Below are 18,298 nucleotides of genomic sequence, written 5' to 3' on the forward strand. Positions count from 1 at the left end.
CTCTTATCGTTTAAAAACTGACCAATAATAGACAAATATCAAACCCTTTTTTTAATTTAATTTCTTATCCTAGATTAAGTCATAATTTTTGAGTTAACCAATATCTTTGTAAAATAAACTAGAAATGCTGTCCAACTGAAAATAAAAAACGATTATGAAAACTCTTGAATTCTTATTACTCGGAAAAAACGAAGCGATCCTGGCCATTTTACTTCGACTTGTAAAGGCAGATGAAAATTGGAACGCAGTAGCTTTCAGTCATGAAAATGAGGCTCAGGAATACTTTCGAAATCACAAAATCGACATCGTGCTGTTAAGTTCCGGAATCGAAGATCATGTCGAGAAAAACTTTACTACTTTTTGCTTAGAACAACAACCTGATGTCGAAGTAATTGAACATTTTGGAGGAGGAAGCGGTTTATTAAAATCAGAAATTCTTCACCGATTATATCTAAAAGAAAAAAAGGACAACAATAATTTACCTCATAAATAACAATCGGCGCCAAACCCAACAAAAACAATGAATCTTTTAGCGTTTTTAATACTCAATTTAAATCCTAATTTTGTAGTATTGAAAACCCTAAAAATGGAAAAGAAATATTCAGTTGTCATTCATCCTTCACAAGAAATAATCGATCGTATTAAAACGATGAAAGAAGAACTGGCGGCTAAAATTGGTTGGTTTAACAGCAAAAATTCTGTTGCACATATTACTATTTGCGAATTTACGATTGATGAATCTCAGTTGGATAAATTCAAAGAAAAACTGCTTAAAATCTGCTACACCTTCACTCCCTTTCCCGTTTATTTAGATCATTTTGGTTCTTACGACAGCGGGGCATTTTTTATTGCTCCAAATGAAGAATCTAAAACGAATCTAAAACCAGTTATGAAAAAAACTCAGGATGCGATGCTGCTTTCAAATTTAAAAAAGAGCAGCGATCCCCATATCTCTATCGCAAGAAAACTAACTCCCGAAAGTATCGAAACAGCCAATACTTTATTTACCACAATCGACATGAGTTTTTTATGTGATAATATCGTTTTAAGAGAGCTCGATCCAGTTAAAAAACAGTTTTTCGTGATTGATACTTTCTCATTTGGCAGTAACCCACAACCAGAATTAGTTCAGGGAAGTTTATTTTGAATACAAGATTCAATTTTTTTTCTACTACAAATACCCGCAATCTTGTCATCCTTACGGAGGAATGACAAAAACGAGAACAAAAAATCAGCGTACATCCGTTTAAATCTGTTAAATCTGCGTGCTATTTTTTTTCGTATATTTGAATTTTACAATTCGAAGCAATTATGAAATCTCTAGATTCTTTCTACAAAGACATTACCGAAGGCTCATCAGTTGAACCAAGCTCATTATTACCCAACGACATTAAAAAAGAAATTGGTCATTTTAATGTATTCGACATTAAAGAGCTGTACGAAAGGATGAAAGAAAAGCCCAGTATGCCTTACGATCGACGCGCTTATTATAAAATAAGTTTAATAAAAGGCAAAAACCGCGCTGAATATGCCGATAAAATAATTGAAATAGACAAGCAAGGCCTTTTGTTCGCTACGCCAAAAATCCCGTACAATTATCTTCCGCAGGACATTAATCAATCGGGGCAATTTTGTGTTTTTACAAGCGAGTTTTTATCGAAAAATAAAAGCGGAATTGATCTGGACGAACTTCCCATTTTTGCATCCGACGGTTATCCTATTTTTCAGCTTACACATGAAGAAGTTGCCGAAGTCGAATTGATTTTCAATAAAATACAAAAAGAAATCAATTCAGATTATATCTATAAATATGATTTGATTAGGAATTATGTGGCAGAGTTAATTCACTTTGGTCAAAAATTACAACCTATAACTGCTTTGTATTCTAAGCATAATTCAGCAGCGAGAGTTTCTTCTTTATTTGCTGAATTACTAGAAAGGCAATTCCCAATAGAATCCCCAAATCAGCGATTAGAGCTTCGAACAGCCAAAGATTTTGCTGAAAGATTATCTGTGCATGTCAATCATCTCAATAAAGTTTTAAAAGAAAATACCGGAAAAACCACCACGGAATTAATCACCACAAGATTAACAAATGAAGCTAAGATTCTGCTAAAACAAACCGACTGGAATATCTCTGAGATTGCATTTTCACTAGGTTTCGAAGAATTAGCACATTTTTCTAACTTCTTTAAAAAACAAACTTCTTTTACGCCTTTGGCTTTTAGAGTTTAGGTTTATTGATTTTAGATTTTCTACAACTTTGTCAAAGTTTTAAACTTTGACAAAGTTTGTCGCAACGTTTTGGAATTTGGAATTTAAAGATTGGAATTTCATAACTATGATTTGAATTTCGCAAACATCGATTTGATATTTACAATTCCCCAAGCCTACTTCGCTCCTACCTTTGTCTTATCAATTTAAAAGATCGAAAAAGATGAACTTATCAAACAACAAAATTCTAATAACAGGTGGCGCAAGCGGTATCGGGCTTGGACTTACCGAAAGATTTATTCAGGAAAACAATACCGTAATCATTTGTGGCCGACGTGAATCTGTTTTAAATGAAGTCAAAGAAAAATTTCCAACCGTAATCACAAAAGTTTGCGACCTGGCAATCGAAGCAGAACGCGTGGCACTTTACGAATGGATTGCAGAAAACCATCCTGACTTAAATGTTTTAATTAACAATGCAGGAATTCAAAAATGGGTTTCGGTTACAGATACTGGTTTTTATGAAAGCATGAAAACTGAACTTGCCACCAATATCGAAGCGCCATTACATCTAACATCGCTTTTTATTCAGTTAAAATCGCTTACAACCGTGATGAATGTAACTTCTGGGCTGGCTCTTTCTCCTTTTGCAAAAGTTCCGGTTTATTCGGCTACAAAAGCATTTTTCCGTTCGTTTACGATCTCACTTCGTCACATTTTGAAAGCAAAAAATATTGAAGTAATCGAAATTATTCCACCGGCATTAAACACAGATCTTGGCGGAGTTGGTTTGCATGATGCACATCCAAGCGTTAGTGATTTTATCGTCTCTATTTTTGAACAATTAAAAGAAGGAAAAGACGAACTAACTTTTGGAACCAGCGCAACAAGAATTAATGCAAGCATTCCGGAATTAAAAGAATCGTTCAAAGTATTGCATTCTAATCTGTAAAATGTAAATATTAAAAATCTATGATTCTATGTGTTTAATTTTTTCTCGCAGATTGAGCAGATTAAGCAGATTTTTTCAATCTCTTTAATCCTTTATCCCGATAACTATCGGGAGTGGCAACGTTTCACATTTCACAATTCACAATTCATAACTCATAATTAAATAAAAATGGCAGTAAATACAAAAATAGCTCTTGTTACAGGCGGTAGCAGAGGTTTAGGAAAAAATATGGCAATAGCAATTGCAAAAAAAGGAATTGACGTAATCATTACCTATAACAGCAAAAAAGACAAAGCTGATGCTGTTGTAAAAGAGATTGAATCTTTAGGACAAAAAGCAGCTTCATTGCAACTAAACGTAGCGGATTCCGGTATTTTTGATACTTTTTTTAATCAGGTTTCAGAAGTTTTAAAAAGTACTTTTAAAACCGATAAATTTGATTTTCTGGTAAACAACGCAGGAATCGGGATTCATAATTCATTCATCGGAACAACTGAAGCTGAATTTGACCAATTGACCAATATTCAGTTTAAAGGGCCTTTCTTTCTGACTCAAAAAGCTTTGAATGTTATGAATGATGGTGGAGGAATTATAAATATCTCAACTGGTTTGGCTCGTTTTTCATTTCCGGGTTATGCTGCGTATGCTTCTATGAAAGGCGCTATTGAAACCCTGACCAAATATCAGGCAAAAGAATTAGGCGCAAGAAAAATCAGAGCAAATGTTGTCGCTCCAGGCGCTATTGAAACTGATTTTGGTGGTGGAGTTGTTCGTGATAATGAGCAAATGAACCAACAAATAGCATCGGTTACCGCTCTGGGAAGAGTTGGTTTACCAGACGATATTGGTGGTGTTGTAGCTTTTTTATGTACCGAAGAAGCTCGTTGGGTAAATGCACAGCGTATCGAGGTTTCCGGCGGAATGATGCTTTAAATAATTATAAATTATTTAATAAAACATGGCGCTAAACCCGACAGGTTTTAAAACCATAAGTGTTCGGAAGATATTTTAAGTTGTATTAAATAGTGGTGATTTGCTGGGATCTCCATCGCAGATTACCACTATTTCCTTTATTATTTCCATATTTAGTTCCTCCACAAATTGAAATTTTGCAATTTTATAACTTTTTATTTCATTAATCTTCTTATAGATTAATAGCAATATTGCTGTTATCATTGTCATGTACATCATCACTTTAATCCCATTTTCACTGTAGTTCAAAAAATGTTTAAAATGAAGATGTTGCTTAATGAATTTAAAAAAAACTTCAATATCCCATCTTTTTCTGTAAATAGATGTTATTTCATCTGCACCTAAATCATCTATATTTGTTAGAAAAAACAAGATCTCCGTTGTTTTTTTTGATTCTGCCTTTATTAATCTAAAAGGCTCTTTTAGCAAAAAGTTTTTCTCATGAAAAAGATTGACCTTTTGGTCGCTTAAAATTTTTAATGTTTCTGTTTCAAGATCAGGACTCAATTTGTTTGTTTCCAAGATTTTTATACTCTTAGTAGGATTTATTCTGGTTACAAAAGAAATATTCCTATCATTAAATTCTTTAAAGGTCTTGCGTTTTTTTAAACCTCTGTCAAAAACAACAATCTCATTATCACTGATGGTAGTATTTAGTATTGCTTCGCCTAATGCTATGTCTTCACCTAAATAGTTTTGTTGATTATGGAAATTCAAATCCAAAGGAAGATTATTGTATAGACCAATAGTAAATTTAATCTGATTCTTAGAGTGTTCGCCATTCTTATTTTTCAGACCATTAACCATTCCTTTCTTTAAAAGCTTACTTGACAAAGATAGGCTAGTCGAATCAAATTGTCTAATATTGTAAAGATCTAATCCTTCTTTAAAATAACTCTTAGAGAGGGTAAAAATATTTTCAAAGATTTTCTCAAAATATTCTTCATTTATAATTGAAAGTCTTTCAGAAATACTACTAAATTTAACTGTCTGGGATTTCTCGACACCCGAAAAAAACTTAAACATATTGCTTGCAAAAACTTTTTCCATTATTCTTAAACTTACTTTGGTATCATCTAAAATACTCATCAAAATAAGTTTAAAAACAACTTCACCAGACAATTTCTTAGCCTTATAATCAACATTAGTTTCAATGGCTATTAATTCTAAAGAATCTTTATCGATCAATTTTAATAAAGAACCTACTGTGACTTTATTTTGCATACAATTAGACTTTATAATACTAATATACAAATCAATTGAACTCTTCCGAACACTTATGTTTTAAAAACCTGTCGGGTTTACTTATATAACGAAACAACAAAAATAAAACCCGACCAAATTAATAATCTGGTCGGGTTTCTCGTTTTAAATATATTGAGTTAGTAAGTATGCTGGTTTAATCTTTTTCGACAATCACATCAAAACCTCCGTTTTTATCGAAAACAACATCATAAAATTTAGCGTTCTTTTGTACTCCTACTTCATAGGTCGTTTTACTTTTGTCGTCTACTACAACGGCAATTTCTTTAATGGCTTTTGCAGGATAATTTTTCTTTAAATAAGCCTGAGCTTTTGCAGGAAGTTTGCTAAGCGGAATTTGAGATTCAAAAGCTTTTAAAACTCCCAAATTGTCATAAACAGCCAATACTTCGGTAGTCGCATTGGTTTTAAATTTGGCTTCGTAACGTATTTCATCATCATCGTCTCCAACATATTTCATTGTCCAAACAGGTACTTTTCCAGGATATTCTTTTTGAAAAGTATACAACACTTTTTCTGGCGGAGTGACCACTTTGTCCGGAGAAACTCCATTTTGTCCTATTAAAAAACTACTATATAAAAAGGTAATAATAAAGAAAAGGTTTTTCATCGTTACGGTTTTAAATTAACAATCCTTAAAATAACGTATTAAAATTACTACTTTATTTTGAAGTAAATATAAAATTGAAAAAAAATGTTAAAATAAATAGTAACATTATTCAAACTAAACAGTCTTATAGTAAACCAAGACCACAGAAATATGAGATTAAACCTGAAGAATTTCGAAAGTTCACCACAAGCTTATGCCCGCATAGCCGGAATATTATACCTTGTTATCATTTTAATGGGACTCTGCGCTGAGGCTTTTGTCAGAAACAAACTTGTTGTTTACGGAGATGTCAATACCACCGCAAACAATATCATACACGCTCAGCCTTTATGGAAAATGGGAATCACAGCGGATATTATCATGCACATTTGCGATTTGCCCGTAATGATCATTTTATATTACCTTTTAAAACCTGTAAGCAAAAAACTGGCGTTGCTTAATTTGTCGTTTAATTTGATACAAACGGCAGTTTTAGTGGCTAACAAACTGAATCTTTTAGCGGCATTATTCTTCTTGGGTGATGCTGAATATCTAAAATCTTTTACACCGGATCAATTGCATACTTTATCGTATTTGTCGATCAAACTACACGATTTTGGTTTCGGAATTGGGTTGATCTTTTTCGGGTTTGTATGTTTATTTGAAGGTTATATGATTTTTAGATCAGGTTATTTTCCAAAGGCAATTGGCGTTTTAATGAGTATTGCAGGAATCTGTTATTTGTTTAATAGTTTTGCCTTGATTCTGATGCCGCAACTTTCCAGCATTGTTATATTAATGCCTTGCTTGCTTGCCGAATTATCATTGAGTTTATGGCTTATTTTTAAAGGTGTAAATCTACACGTCTGGAAACAAAAATTAGCGTAATCATTTTATAATAAAACCCGAATAGAAATAAAAAGCCCACAAGAAACATCATTGCAGGCTTTCGTTTTTGAAAATAGTTGAATTAGTAAGCACTTTTTTCGGGTTTTATTTTTTTAACCGGTCAGATAATTCCCTTTTATAAGTAATGCCAACCGGTAATTTTTCATTCTTTATCACAACAAAATCTTTGTCTGTTGCTTCAATTTTATCCAGTGCGACAATATAAGATTTATGAATGCGCATAAAATTTTTCTCCGGTAAACATTTCTCGAATTCGCTGGTGGTAATCGAGGCCAGATAGGTTCTTTTTAGAGTGTGCAATTTTACATAGTTACCAAAACTTTGTGCAAACAAAAGCTGATCTAATTCGATCTCGATAAAATAACCGTCTACTTTTACACTCACAGAATTTACAATGGTTTCTTCCGTTTTTATCTTTACAGTTTCGGTTGCAAAAAAACGATCTATGGCTTTTAAAAACCTCGGAAAATAAATGGGTTTTAAAAGATAATCAATAACTCCGTAATCATAACTTTCCAGAGCAAATTCAGAATAAGCAGTGGTGAGAATTGTTTTCGGATGAGTTGGAAGAATCTTAAGCAACTCCATACCAGAAATCTCCGGCATATTAATATCCAAAAACATCAGATCGACCGTATTCTCACGTAGATAATCCATTGCTTCGATACCATTATAGCCCTGAAAAACCAACTCTAATTGCGGATTTTGCTTGATGTAATTCGCCAGCACATAATGCGCCGCGGGTTCATCATCTACAATTATACATTTTTTGGATTCTCTCATTCTACAAACTTTTTCAATTGTACTTTAAAATCTACAATATAAGTGTTCTTATCGTCCTGAATATCTAATTTATAGTTTTTACCATAAATTAAATTCAAACGTTCTATGGTATTTTTTAAACCAATTTTGGTAGAAACCACATCTGTTTTTTTGGTCGGAATTGAATTTACAACATGCAAATGCAACAAACCGTTTTCGACCGTAATAATTATTCTCACGAAACATTTTTCGATGGCGCAGGTTCCGTGTTTAAAGGCATTTTCGATAAAAGCAATCAACAACATTGGTGATACTTTATAAGCATTCTCATTATCGATTTTAAAATCGTATGTAATTTCGCAACGATACCCTACTCTTTCTTTTTCAAGTTGTACATAACTGTTTATAAACTCCAGTTCTTCTTCAAGAGAAACGCATTTTTTGTTATTGCTTTCTAATTGATAACGCATTAACTGCGAGACTTTCATAATCAAATCAGGCGTTCTTTCAGGAAATTCAAGACTAATTCCGTAAAGGGTATTAAAGGTATTGAACAGAAAGTGAGGATTTAATTGTCCTTTTAAAGAATTCAGTTGCATTTCGTTAAACAACAACGTTTCATTGGTTTTCTTTCTGTGAATCCTATAGAATTTAAACACAATTATCGGACTCAAAATACAAACCAAAGTTCCAAGAACGCTCGCCAGCTGGTACGCGTAACTTCTTTGATGTGAGTTTTGATAGAGATGGCAATTGCTAAACATGTCAAGCATTGTAATCTCGTACAACACTACAGAAAAGACAAATACACCAAAAAGGGTTAAAATAATATAAGTTACGGGACGTTGGGTTTTGAATAATATGGGCAAAAGAAAGAAACGATTGAATTGGGCATGCATGTATAAAACCAGATAGAAAAATACGCCCATTAATATGGAAGTAAAAGAACTAAATAACATCCAGTCATTTTTTAACGTATAAATCGTAAATGAAAAGGCGACAACGGCAACCTCCTGCCACCATTTGTTGTCTAATATGTTATCAAATTTTTTATTCATTTTTAATACTTAAATAGTTTACAAAGTACGAACAAATATTTAATTTATATTTCCAAAAAATGACGAATTCAATTGGTCATTTATTATCGTAGTACATCATTTAAGATGACATATATCAGCTCAAGAGAAATAATTTTGTTGTATCAATTTCATACCACTAATTTTATGTACTTCAGAAAAATTACTTTATTAGTTTTCTTGATTTTTGCTTGTGGTAGTTATGCACAAACCTTGTCTTTAAAAGAAGCCATAAAAACAGGTTTAGAAAACTACGGTTCCATCAAAGCAAAAAACAATTACACCAATGCTTCACGCGAGACGCTCAAGCAATCCAAGCGTGATTATCTGCCAAATCTTAATTTATCGGCACAACAGGATTACGGAACAATCAACGGGCAAAACGGTGCTTTGTACGGTTTTAATGGTTTAGGAACAGCTTCTTCCGGACCTGCCTTGCCGGACCAAAACTGGAATTCAGCTTTTGGTGCTTTGTACCTGGTCAACATGAACTGGGATTTTTTCACCTTCGGGAAAATTCAGGAAAAAATCAATTTGGCTAAAATCGATGTTCAGGCCAAAGAAAAAGATTTAAAACAAGAAGAATTTCAACAGGAAATTAAAATTTCTGCTGCTTATCTGAATTTATTGGCCAGCCAAAGATTACTGATTTCGCAGCAAAAGAATTTAAGCCGTGCCGAAATTTTTAAGAAAACCGCCGTAGCCCGCGTTAAAAACGGATTATTGGCCGGAGTGGATTCTACATTGGCTACAGCCGAAGTTTCGAAAGCAAAGATTTCTTTGAATCTGGCTAAAAACTTCGTCAAGGAACAAAACAATAAATTAGTCGATTTGATGGGTGTTGCGCCTCAGGATTTTGTTACAGATACTTTGTTTGTAAACGATATTCCAAAAGAGGTTTTGAGAGCAACGGCAACTTCAGATAGTTTGCATCCTTTGCTTCAGTTTTATAAAACTAAAATTGATTACAGCAACCAACAGGTAAAATTGTACAAGCGTTTTTACTATCCTACAATGAGCGCTTTTGGTGTTTTGCAAACGCGCGCTTCAGGATTTAATAGCGATTATGTTACGGATCAAAATTCATTCAACAGAAATTATTGGGATGGCGTAAATCCGGATCGTACCAATTACTTGATCGGAATTGGAATTAGCTGGAATTTGACGACTCCGTTTAGAGCAAGCAAACAAGTAAGCGCTCAAAAATATGTTTCGCAAGGTTTACAGGAAGAATACAATCAGGCCGACAGAGAACTGAAATCGCAATTGGCATTGGCTGATGATAAAATAAAAATAACGCTGGACAACTTTGCCGAAGCGCCAATTCAGGTCGATGCAGCAAAAAAAGCGTATTTACAAAAATCAACTTTATACAAAAACGGATTAACGGATTTAACCGATATAACCCAAACATTATATACGCTAAACCGCGCCGAAATTGACCGTGATATTGTCAATAACAATGTGTGGCAATCGTTTTTGCTTAAAGTAGCTGCTACCGGCAATTTTGACTTATTTATAAATGAATTTTAATTAGATCCTAATGAATTTAATACGTTTTGCACTCCGCAAGCCCATCTCCATATTAGTATTGGTTGCGGGTCTATTTTTCTTCGGAATTGGTGCCATACAAGACATTAAGGTAGATATCCTGCCAAAAATGAACTTGCCGGTTATCTATATTGCACATCCTTTTGGAGGTTATACACCAGACCAGATGGAAGCTTATTTTGCTAAGACTTATGTCAACATTTTACCGTTTGCCAATGGTGTAAAATCGGTAGAAACCAAAAATATTCAGGGGTTAATGATCATGAAATTAACCTATTATGAAAACACGAATATGGCTCAGGCTGCAGCCGAATTAAGTTCACTCTCGAACAGAATTCAGGCGGCGTTTCCACCCGGAACCCAGCCTCCGTTTATCATTCGTTTTGATGCTTCTTCATTGCCAATTGGTCAATTGGTTTTGAGTAGTAAAATACGATCAAACAACGAATTGCAGGATTTAGCCAACGTTTATGTTCGTGCTTCGTTTACTTCGATTCCCGGTTTATTATCTCCGGCACCCTTTGGCGGAAGCCCAAGAACTATTGAGGTTAACGTAGATCCGGATTTATTGCGTTCGCATAATATGACACCAGATCAGGTGGTTGAAGCGATTCGTATCAACAACCAGACGGCTCCGTCAGGAAACGTGAGAATGGGCGATGTAAACTACATTACGCCAACCAATAATACAATTAAAGAAGTTAAAGATTTTGAGAATATTCCGTTGTTTAAAGGAAGTGTTCAAAACTTAAAATTAGGTGATGTTGCCACTGTAAAAGATGGTGCAGATATTACGCAAGGTTATGCTTTGGTAAACGGAAAACGTTCGGTTTATATTAGTATTGCAAAAGCCGGAGACGCTTCGACCTGGGATGTGGTTCAGAAATTAAAAGCCGAATTGCCTAAAATTCAAAGTACATTACCCGAAGACGTAAAATTATCTTATGAATTTGACCAGTCGGTTTATGTGATTAACTCGGTAAAAAGTTTGATTACAGAAGGTATTATCGGAGCGGTTTTAACCGGATTAATGGTATTGCTTTTCCTTGGTGACCGTCGTGCCGCTTTGATTGTAATTATGACAATTCCGATCTCGATTATCTCGGGAGTTTTATTTCTAAAATTATTTGGACAAACGATCAACTTAATGTCTTTAAGTGGATTGGCTTTGGCAATTGGTATTTTGGTGGATGAAAGTACCGTTACAATCGAAAATATTCACCAGCATCTCGATATGGGAAAACCCAAGGCGCTCGCCATTTGGGATGCCTGTCAGGAAATTGCATTGCCTAAATTATTGATCTTACTTTGTATTTTGGCGGTTTTTGCGCCAGCCTTTACCATGGTAGGAATTCCGGGAGCTTTGTTCTTGCCTTTGGCTTTAGCAATTGGATTCTCGATGGTAATTTCCTTCTTACTTTCTCAGACTTTTGTGCCTGTAATGGCCAACTGGATGATGAAAGGTCACGAAAAACACGCTCATGGTCCGGAAATTACCGATGATGAAGCAGAATTTAACGATTGCGGATTAACTCCGGAATCTGAGAAAGATCTTATCACGCAGAAAAAAGCGTACGTAACAAGAGAAGATATTGACAATGACGGGAAAATAGGCGTTTTCGAACGTTTCAGAATCCGTTTTATGAGAACATTAGATCGATTGTTTCCTTATCGAAAAATAACCGCTTTAGTGTACCTTATCGGAATTACGCTTTTGGCAGTTGTCTTTATTAATTTTATCGGAAAAGATGTTTTCCCTAAAGTAAATTCAAGTCAGTTTCAGTTAAGAATGCGCGCTCCAGACGGAACCCGTTTAGAACGTACCGAAGAAAAAGCAATTATTGTTTTGAAAGAATTGCAAAAAATGGTGGGTAAAGAACATATCGGAATTTCATCTGTTTATGTGGGTCAACACCCGTCGTTATTCTCGATCAACCCGATTTATTTGTTCATGGCAGGTTCTCATGAAGCCGTATTTCAGGTGAGTTTAAAAGAGTATCATACGGATATGGATAACTTTAAAGACGAGTTTAGAGCCCGAATCAAAAAAGTGCTTCCGGATGTAAAACTATCTTTTGAACCAATCGAATTGACCGATAAAGTTTTGAGCCAGGGATCTCCTACTCCAATCGAAGTTCGTATTGCCGGAAAAGACAAAAAACGAAATGAACTATACGCTACTCAAATTGTAGAGAAACTAAAGAAAATTTCTTATTTCAGAGACGTGCAAATTGGCCAGCCTATTCATTATCCTGCAATGAATATTGATATCGACAGAACCCGTGCAGCCGAATTGGGTGTAGATATGAATGATATTTCACGTTCGCTTGTAGCTTCGACCTCATCATCACGATATACCGAGAAAAATACCTGGGTAGATGAAAGAGCCGGATTATCCTACAACGTTCAGGTTCAGGTGCCTTTGAATCAGATGAAGAGTAAAACCGATATTGGAGAAATTCCGGTATTAAAAAATTCGCTTCGTCCTGTTTTAAGCGACGTTGCAAAAATTACACCCGGATTTGTAAGTGGTGAAAATGACAATTTAGGGGCTATGCCATACATTACCGTTACAGCCAACATTAGCCAGACCGATTTAGGTACGGCAGTAAAAGATGTAGATGCAACAATCAGTTCGTTGGGAGAATTACCAAGGGGGTTATTCATCACTCCAATCGGAATGAGTAAAGTATTGGTAGAAACATTAAGCAGTTTACAAGTAGGATTATTGGTTGCCATATTTGTAATCTTCTTAATGTTAGCCGCTAATTTCCAGTCGTTCAAAGTTTCGTTAGTAATCTTAACAACCGTTCCGGCGGTAGTTTTAGGAGCATTATTAATGCTTACTATTACAGGATCTACCCTTAACTTACAATCCTATATGGGTATTATTATGTCCGTTGGGGTTTCGATCGCGAATGCCGTATTATTGGTTACAAATGCAGAACAGCTTCGAAAACGAAATGGAAATGCGTTAGAATCGGCACGTGAAGCAGCAGCGTTGCGTCTTCGTCCTATTATCATGACATCTGTTGCGATGATTGCCGGAATGTTGCCAATGGCAATTGGTCATGGTGAAGGTGGCGATCAGGTTTCTCCGTTAGGTAGAGCCGTAATTGGCGGATTATTATTTTCGACATTTGCCGTATTGCTAATCTTGCCACTTATCTTTGCCTGGGCACAAGAAAAAACAACAACACAATCTGTTTCTTTAGATCCTGAAGACGAAGAAAGCATCCATTATATCTCATCATTAAATCAAAAAAATGAAAAATAACATTATACAATCGACCGCATTATTTTTTGTAGCCGTATTTTTTCTAACGAGCTGTAATTCTAAGAAAGAAGAAACCGTTACTGCCGAAATTGAGCCTAAAACAGAGACCATTTCTTTAGAGAAAGAAAAACTAACTACAGAGTTGCGTTTACCAGCCGAATTAACTGGTTTTCAACAAGTAGATTTGTATGCTAAAGTAAGCAGTTTTGTAAAATTGCTAAAAGTAGATATTGGTACCAAAGTAAAAAAAGGACAACTTTTGATCGTTCTTGAAGCGCCCGAAATCAGTTCTCAACTAGCCGCAGCCGAATCAAGACTAAAATCGATGGAAGCTATTTATGCGACAAGCAAAAGCACTTACAACCGTTTGTACGAAACAAGCAAAGTTGAAGGAACGATTTCTAAGAATGATTTAGAAATGGCCAACGGAAAGAAAAACTCAGATTACGCACAATATCAAGCCGCAGTTGCAGCCCACAAAGAAGTGTCGATTATGAGAGGTTATCTTGAAATTCGTGCTCCTTTTGACGGAGTTGTAGCAGCAAGAAACGTAAACTTAGGAACCTTTGTTGGTCCTGCAGGAAAAGGATCTGATTTGCCTTTATTGACCATTCAGCAACAAGACAAATTGCGTTTGGCAGTTTCTGTTCCTGAGCTTTACACAGGATATTTACACGAGGGCGATGAAATGAATTTTAATGTAAAATCATTGCCTGAAAACTTTAAAGCCAAAATTACCAGAATGTCCGGAGCATTAGATTTAAAGTTACGTTCTGAGCGTGTAGAAATGGATGTTATGAATACAAAAAAAGATCTTTTACCAGGAATGGTTGCCGAAGTTTTGTTACCACTTAACGCGAAAGACAGTACATTTGTAGTGCCAAAATCGGCATTGGTGAGTTCTGCCGAAGGTCTGTATGTGATCAAAGTGATCAACCACAAAGCAACACGAGTAAATGTAAAAAAAGGAAGAGAAATCGACGATAAAATCGAAATCTTCGGAGATTTGAACCTGAAAGATAAACTGGTAAAAATTGCCAGCGAAGAAACTAAAGAAGGCGATATCATAAACGAATAACCTGCGTTTAGTCTTCATTTTTAGTGATTACCAAAAACTGTACGCTTAATGCGGCATTTTAAAATCTAATTTTAGAATGTAGATTACAATTTACCTGAAAGGACGATACTTGATATAGTATCGTCCTTTTTTTGTTTTTGTTTTTTTTTGCCACGAAGGTACTAAGACACAAAGTTTTTTTTTAGTAATTATTAAACATATTGTTGTCATTTCAAGGAACGAGAAATCACACTGGTAACTCCGCTCATAAAAGCATCAATCGTGGTCAAATTTCTAGTGTGATTTCTCCTCCGTCGAAATGACAGACTTTGTGGTTATATTTCTTTACAACCTTATTAATTAAACAATCTTCACCCGAAATGACTGACTTTGCTGTTATAACACACCTTACAATAAACAATAATTTAAACAATGCTTTTATTACAAAATAAAATATATTTGCAAATCTTAAAAATCATCAAAACCACAAACAAATCGTTAAAATTAAAAGCGAAATAAGATCTATGAAGCCTAACATTATAACTATGACAAAAAGATTACTTATTCTTCAAATAAAAAATTTACATACAAATTCATAAAGAAATAATTACCATTTTAAACCCCTGCTTTTCGTTAACCAACACTAATGGAATCAAGTTACAAACAACAAAAATTATGATAAAAATTAAAGTGATAGCATTATTTATGCTATTCATTGTCATCGCCGCATTTAAAATTGAAAGTAGTAGTATTGAAGGTTTACAAATTAAATTTAGAAAAGTTTCAGAAGATTATATGAGACCAGGTCCGCCAAATGGCCCCATAATCTCAATGCCAATAGAAGCAGCAGAAGGAATGAAGTTTGTAAAACTGAAACTTACTTTAAGAAACGAGGGCGAAAAAGATTGCATTTTCGATTTTGAAAATGTTTACATTTCAACAGAACAGGATAGTTTATATCGATTTTTGAAGTTTCAGGCCTATTTTACTGGTACGAAAACCAAAATAAAACCAAAAAAAGAAATTGATAGAATTGTATTATTTGAATTTCCTGATAATGCAAAACCTAAAGAATTATTTATTGAAGATAAAAGGTATAAAATTATTGAAGAGAAATAGAATTGATATTCTGCTAGTTGGAACGAGCGTTTTGCTCTTGAATTTATATATCGCAAAAATTTAAATAAAAATAAAATCGAATAATAATTTCAATGAAATTTTATTAAATGAAAAAAATCGTAATCATACTTTTACTTACGTTCATTTCTTGTAATAACCAGAGAAAAGAAAACAATATGAAGATTGAAAAGAAAATTTCAAAAGAAAAAGTCGTTCAAGACATAGGTATTTTGAGAAAATGCGGTTTCTTTGAAAAATTTCATGATCTTACAAATCAAGAAGTATTTGATAAGCTCCATTTAAAAAGGATAAAAAAGTATTCAGAAATATTCGGAAAACCATACGATCCAGGTATGAATATAGATGAATTTGAACTGGCATGCCTAGATGATCATAAAACGTTTTACATGGATTTAGAAGCCGATGTTTGCCAAGAAAATAAAGTTTATGAGAATGTAATTAATTCTTTTTCTTTACTATCAAAAGGCAAATTTAATCCTGAAAATATTGACGAAAAATGGCAAACTAATTTTGGCCCGATTAAAGTTCAGTTTAAACTCAATAAAGAAATCGTAACGTTTGAACCTAAATATTCTGATGATTGGTTAGATCCTAAAATATTTGAAATTTGTATTAACAAAATTAAGACCAATAACCTAAGAATTGTTGAGTGTCTTGGAGATAGTAAATACGGATATGGGCAATGCATTTCTTTTATGAGATTAACAAAAAACGAACAAAAAATATTAGAAAAAGAATATCATTATATGTTTCGGGATTAAAGCACTTTAAAAATAAAAAACTAGATTTTCTAAAATTAAGGTTTTATTATTCCAATTATATTTTTAAATAAAAATAACTCAAAAAAGGTTTTCCGTAATAATTACGCAATGATTGGTTTTAAGTTTGGTAATTATTAACCTAAATTATTTAAATTATGTCATTACCATTAGGAACAACCCGCAAGACTGGTGAAACATGTCCTGAATCAGGAGTTTGGGAAGCACAGTCTTCCCCGTCAACAACTATACCGCTAGCAAAAGGTAATCAATTTCCTCCTTACAACAATAATGCTGTAACATGGAAGTTAATCCAATATGCTTAACAGCTTATTGTTTATTTTAAGACTTCCAGAAATGGAAGTCTTATTTATTGGAAAAATGAAGACCAAATAAAAATATTATGAAAAAATCGAATATAATACTTATAGTTTTTGCAACTATCATTTTGATAACAGTTTTTAACTAACCCAAGTATTGAAGAACATAAACAAGCTGTAAAATCAGTAATAAATCAAGTTGTTCAGAATTCTATCTCAGAAAATGGGTCTGATATGGAAAAATTAGGAATTTTGTTTGGAAGTTCTTTGGCAGAAAAGTTAATTGAGAATTCAGTAACCAGAGACAATTATATACTATTTTCTATTACTAAAATTACATGGCAAGGCAAAAGTAAAAGTATTGGATATGGTCTATTTGGAAATGTTTTTCTTTCTGAAAAAGTAAACAAAGCATTCAATAATAATGAAGAAAACAACTACGGAAATACCTTAGAAACAGTTGATAATATGGCTGTCAGTGTTTACTCAATGGCTACAGAATAACCCGCGCCGTGCGAAGTCTCACGACTTCGTACACATCCCTATATTCCATTCTTATCTAGATTTGCAATGTCTCATTGTAACGTGCATAAAGTCGGGAGACTTCACACAGCATAAATAATTAAACTAGCCGTTACAAAAAAAATGCAAGATCAAAATTGATCTAGCATTTTTTATAACATACAAACATCTTTTAGACTGTCTGACGCTCGTGTTTTCCTTCTTTAATTTCTTCCACCATTTTTTTATTAAAAGCGGGTAAATCATTCGGGTTTCGGCTGGTGACTAATCCGTTGTCTACGACTACTTCGGAGTCTTCCCATTGTGCTCCGGCATTTTTTAAATCGTTTTTAACAGAGAAAAACGAAGTTACTTTTCGGCCTTTTAAAACATCAGCATCTACTAGGATCTGAGGCCCGTGACAAATAGCCGCTACTGGTTTTTTGCTTTCAAAAAAGGAACGCACAAAATTTACTGCGGCTTCTTCTCTTCTCAATAAATCAGGGTTTATCACTCCTCCGGGAAGAACCAAAGCATCGTAATCTGCTTCATTTGCCTGATCTAATACTACATCAACATTATATTCCTTGCTCCAATTACCATCTTTCCAGGCTTTGATAGTTCCGGATTTCAAACTGATGATATCTGCATTCCAGCCTTGCTCTTCAAGATAGGCTTTAGGTGATGCTAATTCTGATTCTTCAAAACCGTTTGTGGCTAATATGGCTATATTCTTTTTCATAATTTTAAGTATTTAAAACGTTATTAATTTTGATTTACTTAAAATTAGTAATTTGAGACAGCCAGCGAAAACAGAGCATGTTAAACCTTTCTTTAATAAAAGTTAATTAATTGAATTTCAAATTATTCTTAAAAATTAAACTAAAATTATATAAAAATAATGTCAATTTGGATTACTATTTTATAGGATGAAATCTCAGATAATAATTAAATTAC

Annotated in this window: 18 protein-coding genes; 13 read left to right on the plus strand and 5 right to left on the minus strand. The window is 33.9% G+C overall.

Translation table 11 applies throughout. The annotated features are described in order from the left end of the window. Window positions 1-154 precede the first annotated feature (154 nt). The 5 genes from FLACOL7796_RS16190 to FLACOL7796_RS16210 all read left to right on the plus strand — a co-directional run bounded on the left by FLACOL7796_RS16190 (window position 155) and on the right by FLACOL7796_RS16210 (window position 4,099). Entirely contained in the window at window positions 155-493 is a 339-nt protein-coding gene (locus FLACOL7796_RS16190) for a hypothetical protein (RefSeq protein WP_173971770.1), read from the plus strand. Window positions 494-586: 93 nt separating this feature from the next. Further along, window positions 587-1,147: a 2'-5' RNA ligase family protein gene (locus FLACOL7796_RS16195; protein WP_173971771.1), complete on the plus strand. Its 561-nt coding sequence runs from the start codon at window positions 587-589 to the stop codon at window positions 1,145-1,147. Between the two features lie 164 nt (window positions 1,148-1,311). After that, window positions 1,312-2,235 carry a helix-turn-helix domain-containing protein gene (locus FLACOL7796_RS16200; RefSeq protein ID WP_173971772.1) on the plus strand — a complete coding sequence of 308 codons (924 nt, stop codon included), beginning with the start codon at window positions 1,312-1,314 and terminating at the stop codon, window positions 2,233-2,235. A 202-nt stretch (window positions 2,236-2,437) separates the two neighbouring features. After that, window positions 2,438-3,166 carry an SDR family oxidoreductase gene (locus FLACOL7796_RS16205; protein WP_173971773.1) on the plus strand — a complete coding sequence of 243 codons (729 nt, stop codon included), beginning with the start codon at window positions 2,438-2,440 and terminating at the stop codon, window positions 3,164-3,166. Between the two features lie 168 nt (window positions 3,167-3,334). Beyond that, window positions 3,335-4,099, plus strand: coding sequence for an SDR family NAD(P)-dependent oxidoreductase (locus tag FLACOL7796_RS16210; RefSeq protein WP_173971774.1), 765 nt, complete (start codon window positions 3,335-3,337; stop codon window positions 4,097-4,099). Between the two features lie 75 nt (window positions 4,100-4,174). On the opposite strand, the gene FLACOL7796_RS16215 is transcribed toward FLACOL7796_RS16210, so the two are convergent. Continuing rightward, a complete protein-coding gene (locus FLACOL7796_RS16215; RefSeq protein WP_173971775.1) occupies window positions 4,175-5,362 on the minus strand; it encodes an IS4 family transposase in 1,188 nt (395 codons plus the stop codon). Window positions 5,363-5,537: 175 nt separating this feature from the next. Beyond that, window positions 5,538-6,011 (minus strand): PepSY-like domain-containing protein, encoded by a 474-nt coding sequence (locus tag FLACOL7796_RS16220; protein ID WP_173971776.1) that lies wholly within the window; start codon window positions 6,009-6,011, stop codon window positions 5,538-5,540. A gap of 150 nt (window positions 6,012-6,161) precedes the next feature. On the opposite strand from FLACOL7796_RS16220, the gene FLACOL7796_RS16225 reads away from it, so the two are divergent. Then, the gene (locus FLACOL7796_RS16225) at window positions 6,162-6,878 is read left to right on the plus strand and encodes a DUF4386 domain-containing protein (RefSeq protein ID WP_173971777.1); all 717 of its coding nucleotides are present in this window, start codon (window positions 6,162-6,164) and stop codon (window positions 6,876-6,878) included. Between the two features lie 105 nt (window positions 6,879-6,983). On the opposite strand, the gene FLACOL7796_RS16230 is transcribed toward FLACOL7796_RS16225, so the two are convergent. Together FLACOL7796_RS16230 and FLACOL7796_RS16235 are read right to left on the minus strand one after the other, a co-directional pair. Continuing rightward, window positions 6,984-7,682 carry a LytR/AlgR family response regulator transcription factor gene (locus FLACOL7796_RS16230; protein WP_173971778.1) on the minus strand — a complete coding sequence of 233 codons (699 nt, stop codon included), beginning with the start codon at window positions 7,680-7,682 and terminating at the stop codon, window positions 6,984-6,986. Beyond that, the gene (locus tag FLACOL7796_RS16235) at window positions 7,679-8,719 is read right to left on the minus strand and encodes a sensor histidine kinase (RefSeq protein WP_173971779.1); all 1,041 of its coding nucleotides are present in this window, start codon (window positions 8,717-8,719) and stop codon (window positions 7,679-7,681) included. The genes FLACOL7796_RS16230 and FLACOL7796_RS16235 overlap by 4 nt, the downstream gene beginning before the upstream one ends. A gap of 165 nt (window positions 8,720-8,884) precedes the next feature. Here FLACOL7796_RS16235 and FLACOL7796_RS16240 point away from each other — a divergent pair, with 165 nt between their 5' ends. From FLACOL7796_RS16240 to FLACOL7796_RS16270, 7 genes are all read left to right on the plus strand, one after another. Then, complete coding sequence (locus tag FLACOL7796_RS16240) at window positions 8,885-10,270, plus strand: TolC family protein (protein ID WP_173971780.1); 1,386 nt, start codon at window positions 8,885-8,887, stop codon at window positions 10,268-10,270. A gap of 10 nt (window positions 10,271-10,280) precedes the next feature. Continuing rightward, on the plus strand, window positions 10,281-13,565 hold the full coding sequence (locus tag FLACOL7796_RS16245; RefSeq protein WP_173971781.1) for an efflux RND transporter permease subunit: 3,285 nt from the start codon (window positions 10,281-10,283) through the stop codon (window positions 13,563-13,565). Continuing rightward, window positions 13,555-14,643: an efflux RND transporter periplasmic adaptor subunit gene (locus FLACOL7796_RS16250; protein WP_173971782.1), complete on the plus strand. Its 1,089-nt coding sequence runs from the start codon at window positions 13,555-13,557 to the stop codon at window positions 14,641-14,643. Before FLACOL7796_RS16245 ends, FLACOL7796_RS16250 begins: the two co-directional genes overlap by 11 nt. A gap of 654 nt (window positions 14,644-15,297) precedes the next feature. Next, window positions 15,298-15,741, plus strand: a complete 444-nt coding sequence (locus FLACOL7796_RS16255; protein ID WP_173971783.1) for a hypothetical protein — start codon at window positions 15,298-15,300, stop codon at window positions 15,739-15,741. A gap of 107 nt (window positions 15,742-15,848) precedes the next feature. Then, the gene (locus FLACOL7796_RS16260) at window positions 15,849-16,523 is read left to right on the plus strand and encodes a hypothetical protein (protein WP_173971784.1); all 675 of its coding nucleotides are present in this window, start codon (window positions 15,849-15,851) and stop codon (window positions 16,521-16,523) included. 155 nt (window positions 16,524-16,678) lie between these two features. Further along, window positions 16,679-16,846 carry a hypothetical protein gene (locus tag FLACOL7796_RS16265; protein WP_173971785.1) on the plus strand — a complete coding sequence of 56 codons (168 nt, stop codon included), beginning with the start codon at window positions 16,679-16,681 and terminating at the stop codon, window positions 16,844-16,846. Window positions 16,847-17,074: 228 nt separating this feature from the next. Beyond that, the gene (locus tag FLACOL7796_RS16270) at window positions 17,075-17,344 is read left to right on the plus strand and encodes a hypothetical protein (protein WP_232067392.1); all 270 of its coding nucleotides are present in this window, start codon (window positions 17,075-17,077) and stop codon (window positions 17,342-17,344) included. A gap of 190 nt (window positions 17,345-17,534) precedes the next feature. Here the strand turns inward: FLACOL7796_RS16270 and FLACOL7796_RS16275 are convergent, their stop codons facing one another. Beyond that, window positions 17,535-18,083: a type 1 glutamine amidotransferase domain-containing protein gene (locus FLACOL7796_RS16275; RefSeq protein WP_173971786.1), complete on the minus strand. Its 549-nt coding sequence runs from the start codon at window positions 18,081-18,083 to the stop codon at window positions 17,535-17,537. Window positions 18,084-18,298: the final 215 nt, after the last annotated feature.

Origin of the sequence: Flavobacterium bizetiae (assembly GCF_902804475.1) — a bacterium.
GTDB lineage: Bacteria > Bacteroidota > Bacteroidia > Flavobacteriales > Flavobacteriaceae > Flavobacterium > Flavobacterium bizetiae.

Excerpts from the sequence above, each read along its gene's own strand:
- FLACOL7796_RS16190 (WP_173971770.1), top strand. The coding sequence starts at position 155 with ATGAAAACTCTTGAATTCTTATTACTCGGAAAAAACGAAGCGATCCTG.
- FLACOL7796_RS16195 (WP_173971771.1), top strand. The coding sequence starts at position 587 with ATGGAAAAGAAATATTCAGTTGTCATTCATCCTTCACAAGAAATAATC.
- FLACOL7796_RS16200 (WP_173971772.1), top strand. The coding sequence starts at position 1,312 with ATGAAATCTCTAGATTCTTTCTACAAAGACATTACCGAAGGCTCATCA.
- FLACOL7796_RS16205 (WP_173971773.1), top strand. The coding sequence starts at position 2,438 with ATGAACTTATCAAACAACAAAATTCTAATAACAGGTGGCGCAAGCGGT.
- FLACOL7796_RS16210 (WP_173971774.1), top strand. The coding sequence starts at position 3,335 with ATGGCAGTAAATACAAAAATAGCTCTTGTTACAGGCGGTAGCAGAGGT.
- FLACOL7796_RS16215 (WP_173971775.1), bottom strand. The coding sequence starts at position 5,362 with ATGCAAAATAAAGTCACAGTAGGTTCTTTATTAAAATTGATCGATAAA.
- FLACOL7796_RS16220 (WP_173971776.1), bottom strand. The coding sequence starts at position 6,011 with ATGAAAAACCTTTTCTTTATTATTACCTTTTTATATAGTAGTTTTTTA.
- FLACOL7796_RS16225 (WP_173971777.1), top strand. The coding sequence starts at position 6,162 with ATGAGATTAAACCTGAAGAATTTCGAAAGTTCACCACAAGCTTATGCC.
- FLACOL7796_RS16230 (WP_173971778.1), bottom strand. The coding sequence starts at position 7,682 with ATGAGAGAATCCAAAAAATGTATAATTGTAGATGATGAACCCGCGGCG.
- FLACOL7796_RS16235 (WP_173971779.1), bottom strand. The coding sequence starts at position 8,719 with ATGAATAAAAAATTTGATAACATATTAGACAACAAATGGTGGCAGGAG.
- FLACOL7796_RS16240 (WP_173971780.1), top strand. The coding sequence starts at position 8,885 with ATGTACTTCAGAAAAATTACTTTATTAGTTTTCTTGATTTTTGCTTGT.
- FLACOL7796_RS16245 (WP_173971781.1), top strand. The coding sequence starts at position 10,281 with ATGAATTTAATACGTTTTGCACTCCGCAAGCCCATCTCCATATTAGTA.
- FLACOL7796_RS16250 (WP_173971782.1), top strand. The coding sequence starts at position 13,555 with ATGAAAAATAACATTATACAATCGACCGCATTATTTTTTGTAGCCGTA.
- FLACOL7796_RS16255 (WP_173971783.1), top strand. The coding sequence starts at position 15,298 with ATGATAAAAATTAAAGTGATAGCATTATTTATGCTATTCATTGTCATC.
- FLACOL7796_RS16260 (WP_173971784.1), top strand. The coding sequence starts at position 15,849 with ATGAAAAAAATCGTAATCATACTTTTACTTACGTTCATTTCTTGTAAT.
- FLACOL7796_RS16265 (WP_173971785.1), top strand. The coding sequence starts at position 16,679 with ATGTCATTACCATTAGGAACAACCCGCAAGACTGGTGAAACATGTCCT.
- FLACOL7796_RS16270 (WP_232067392.1), top strand. The coding sequence starts at position 17,075 with ATGGAAAAATTAGGAATTTTGTTTGGAAGTTCTTTGGCAGAAAAGTTA.
- FLACOL7796_RS16275 (WP_173971786.1), bottom strand. The coding sequence starts at position 18,083 with ATGAAAAAGAATATAGCCATATTAGCCACAAACGGTTTTGAAGAATCA.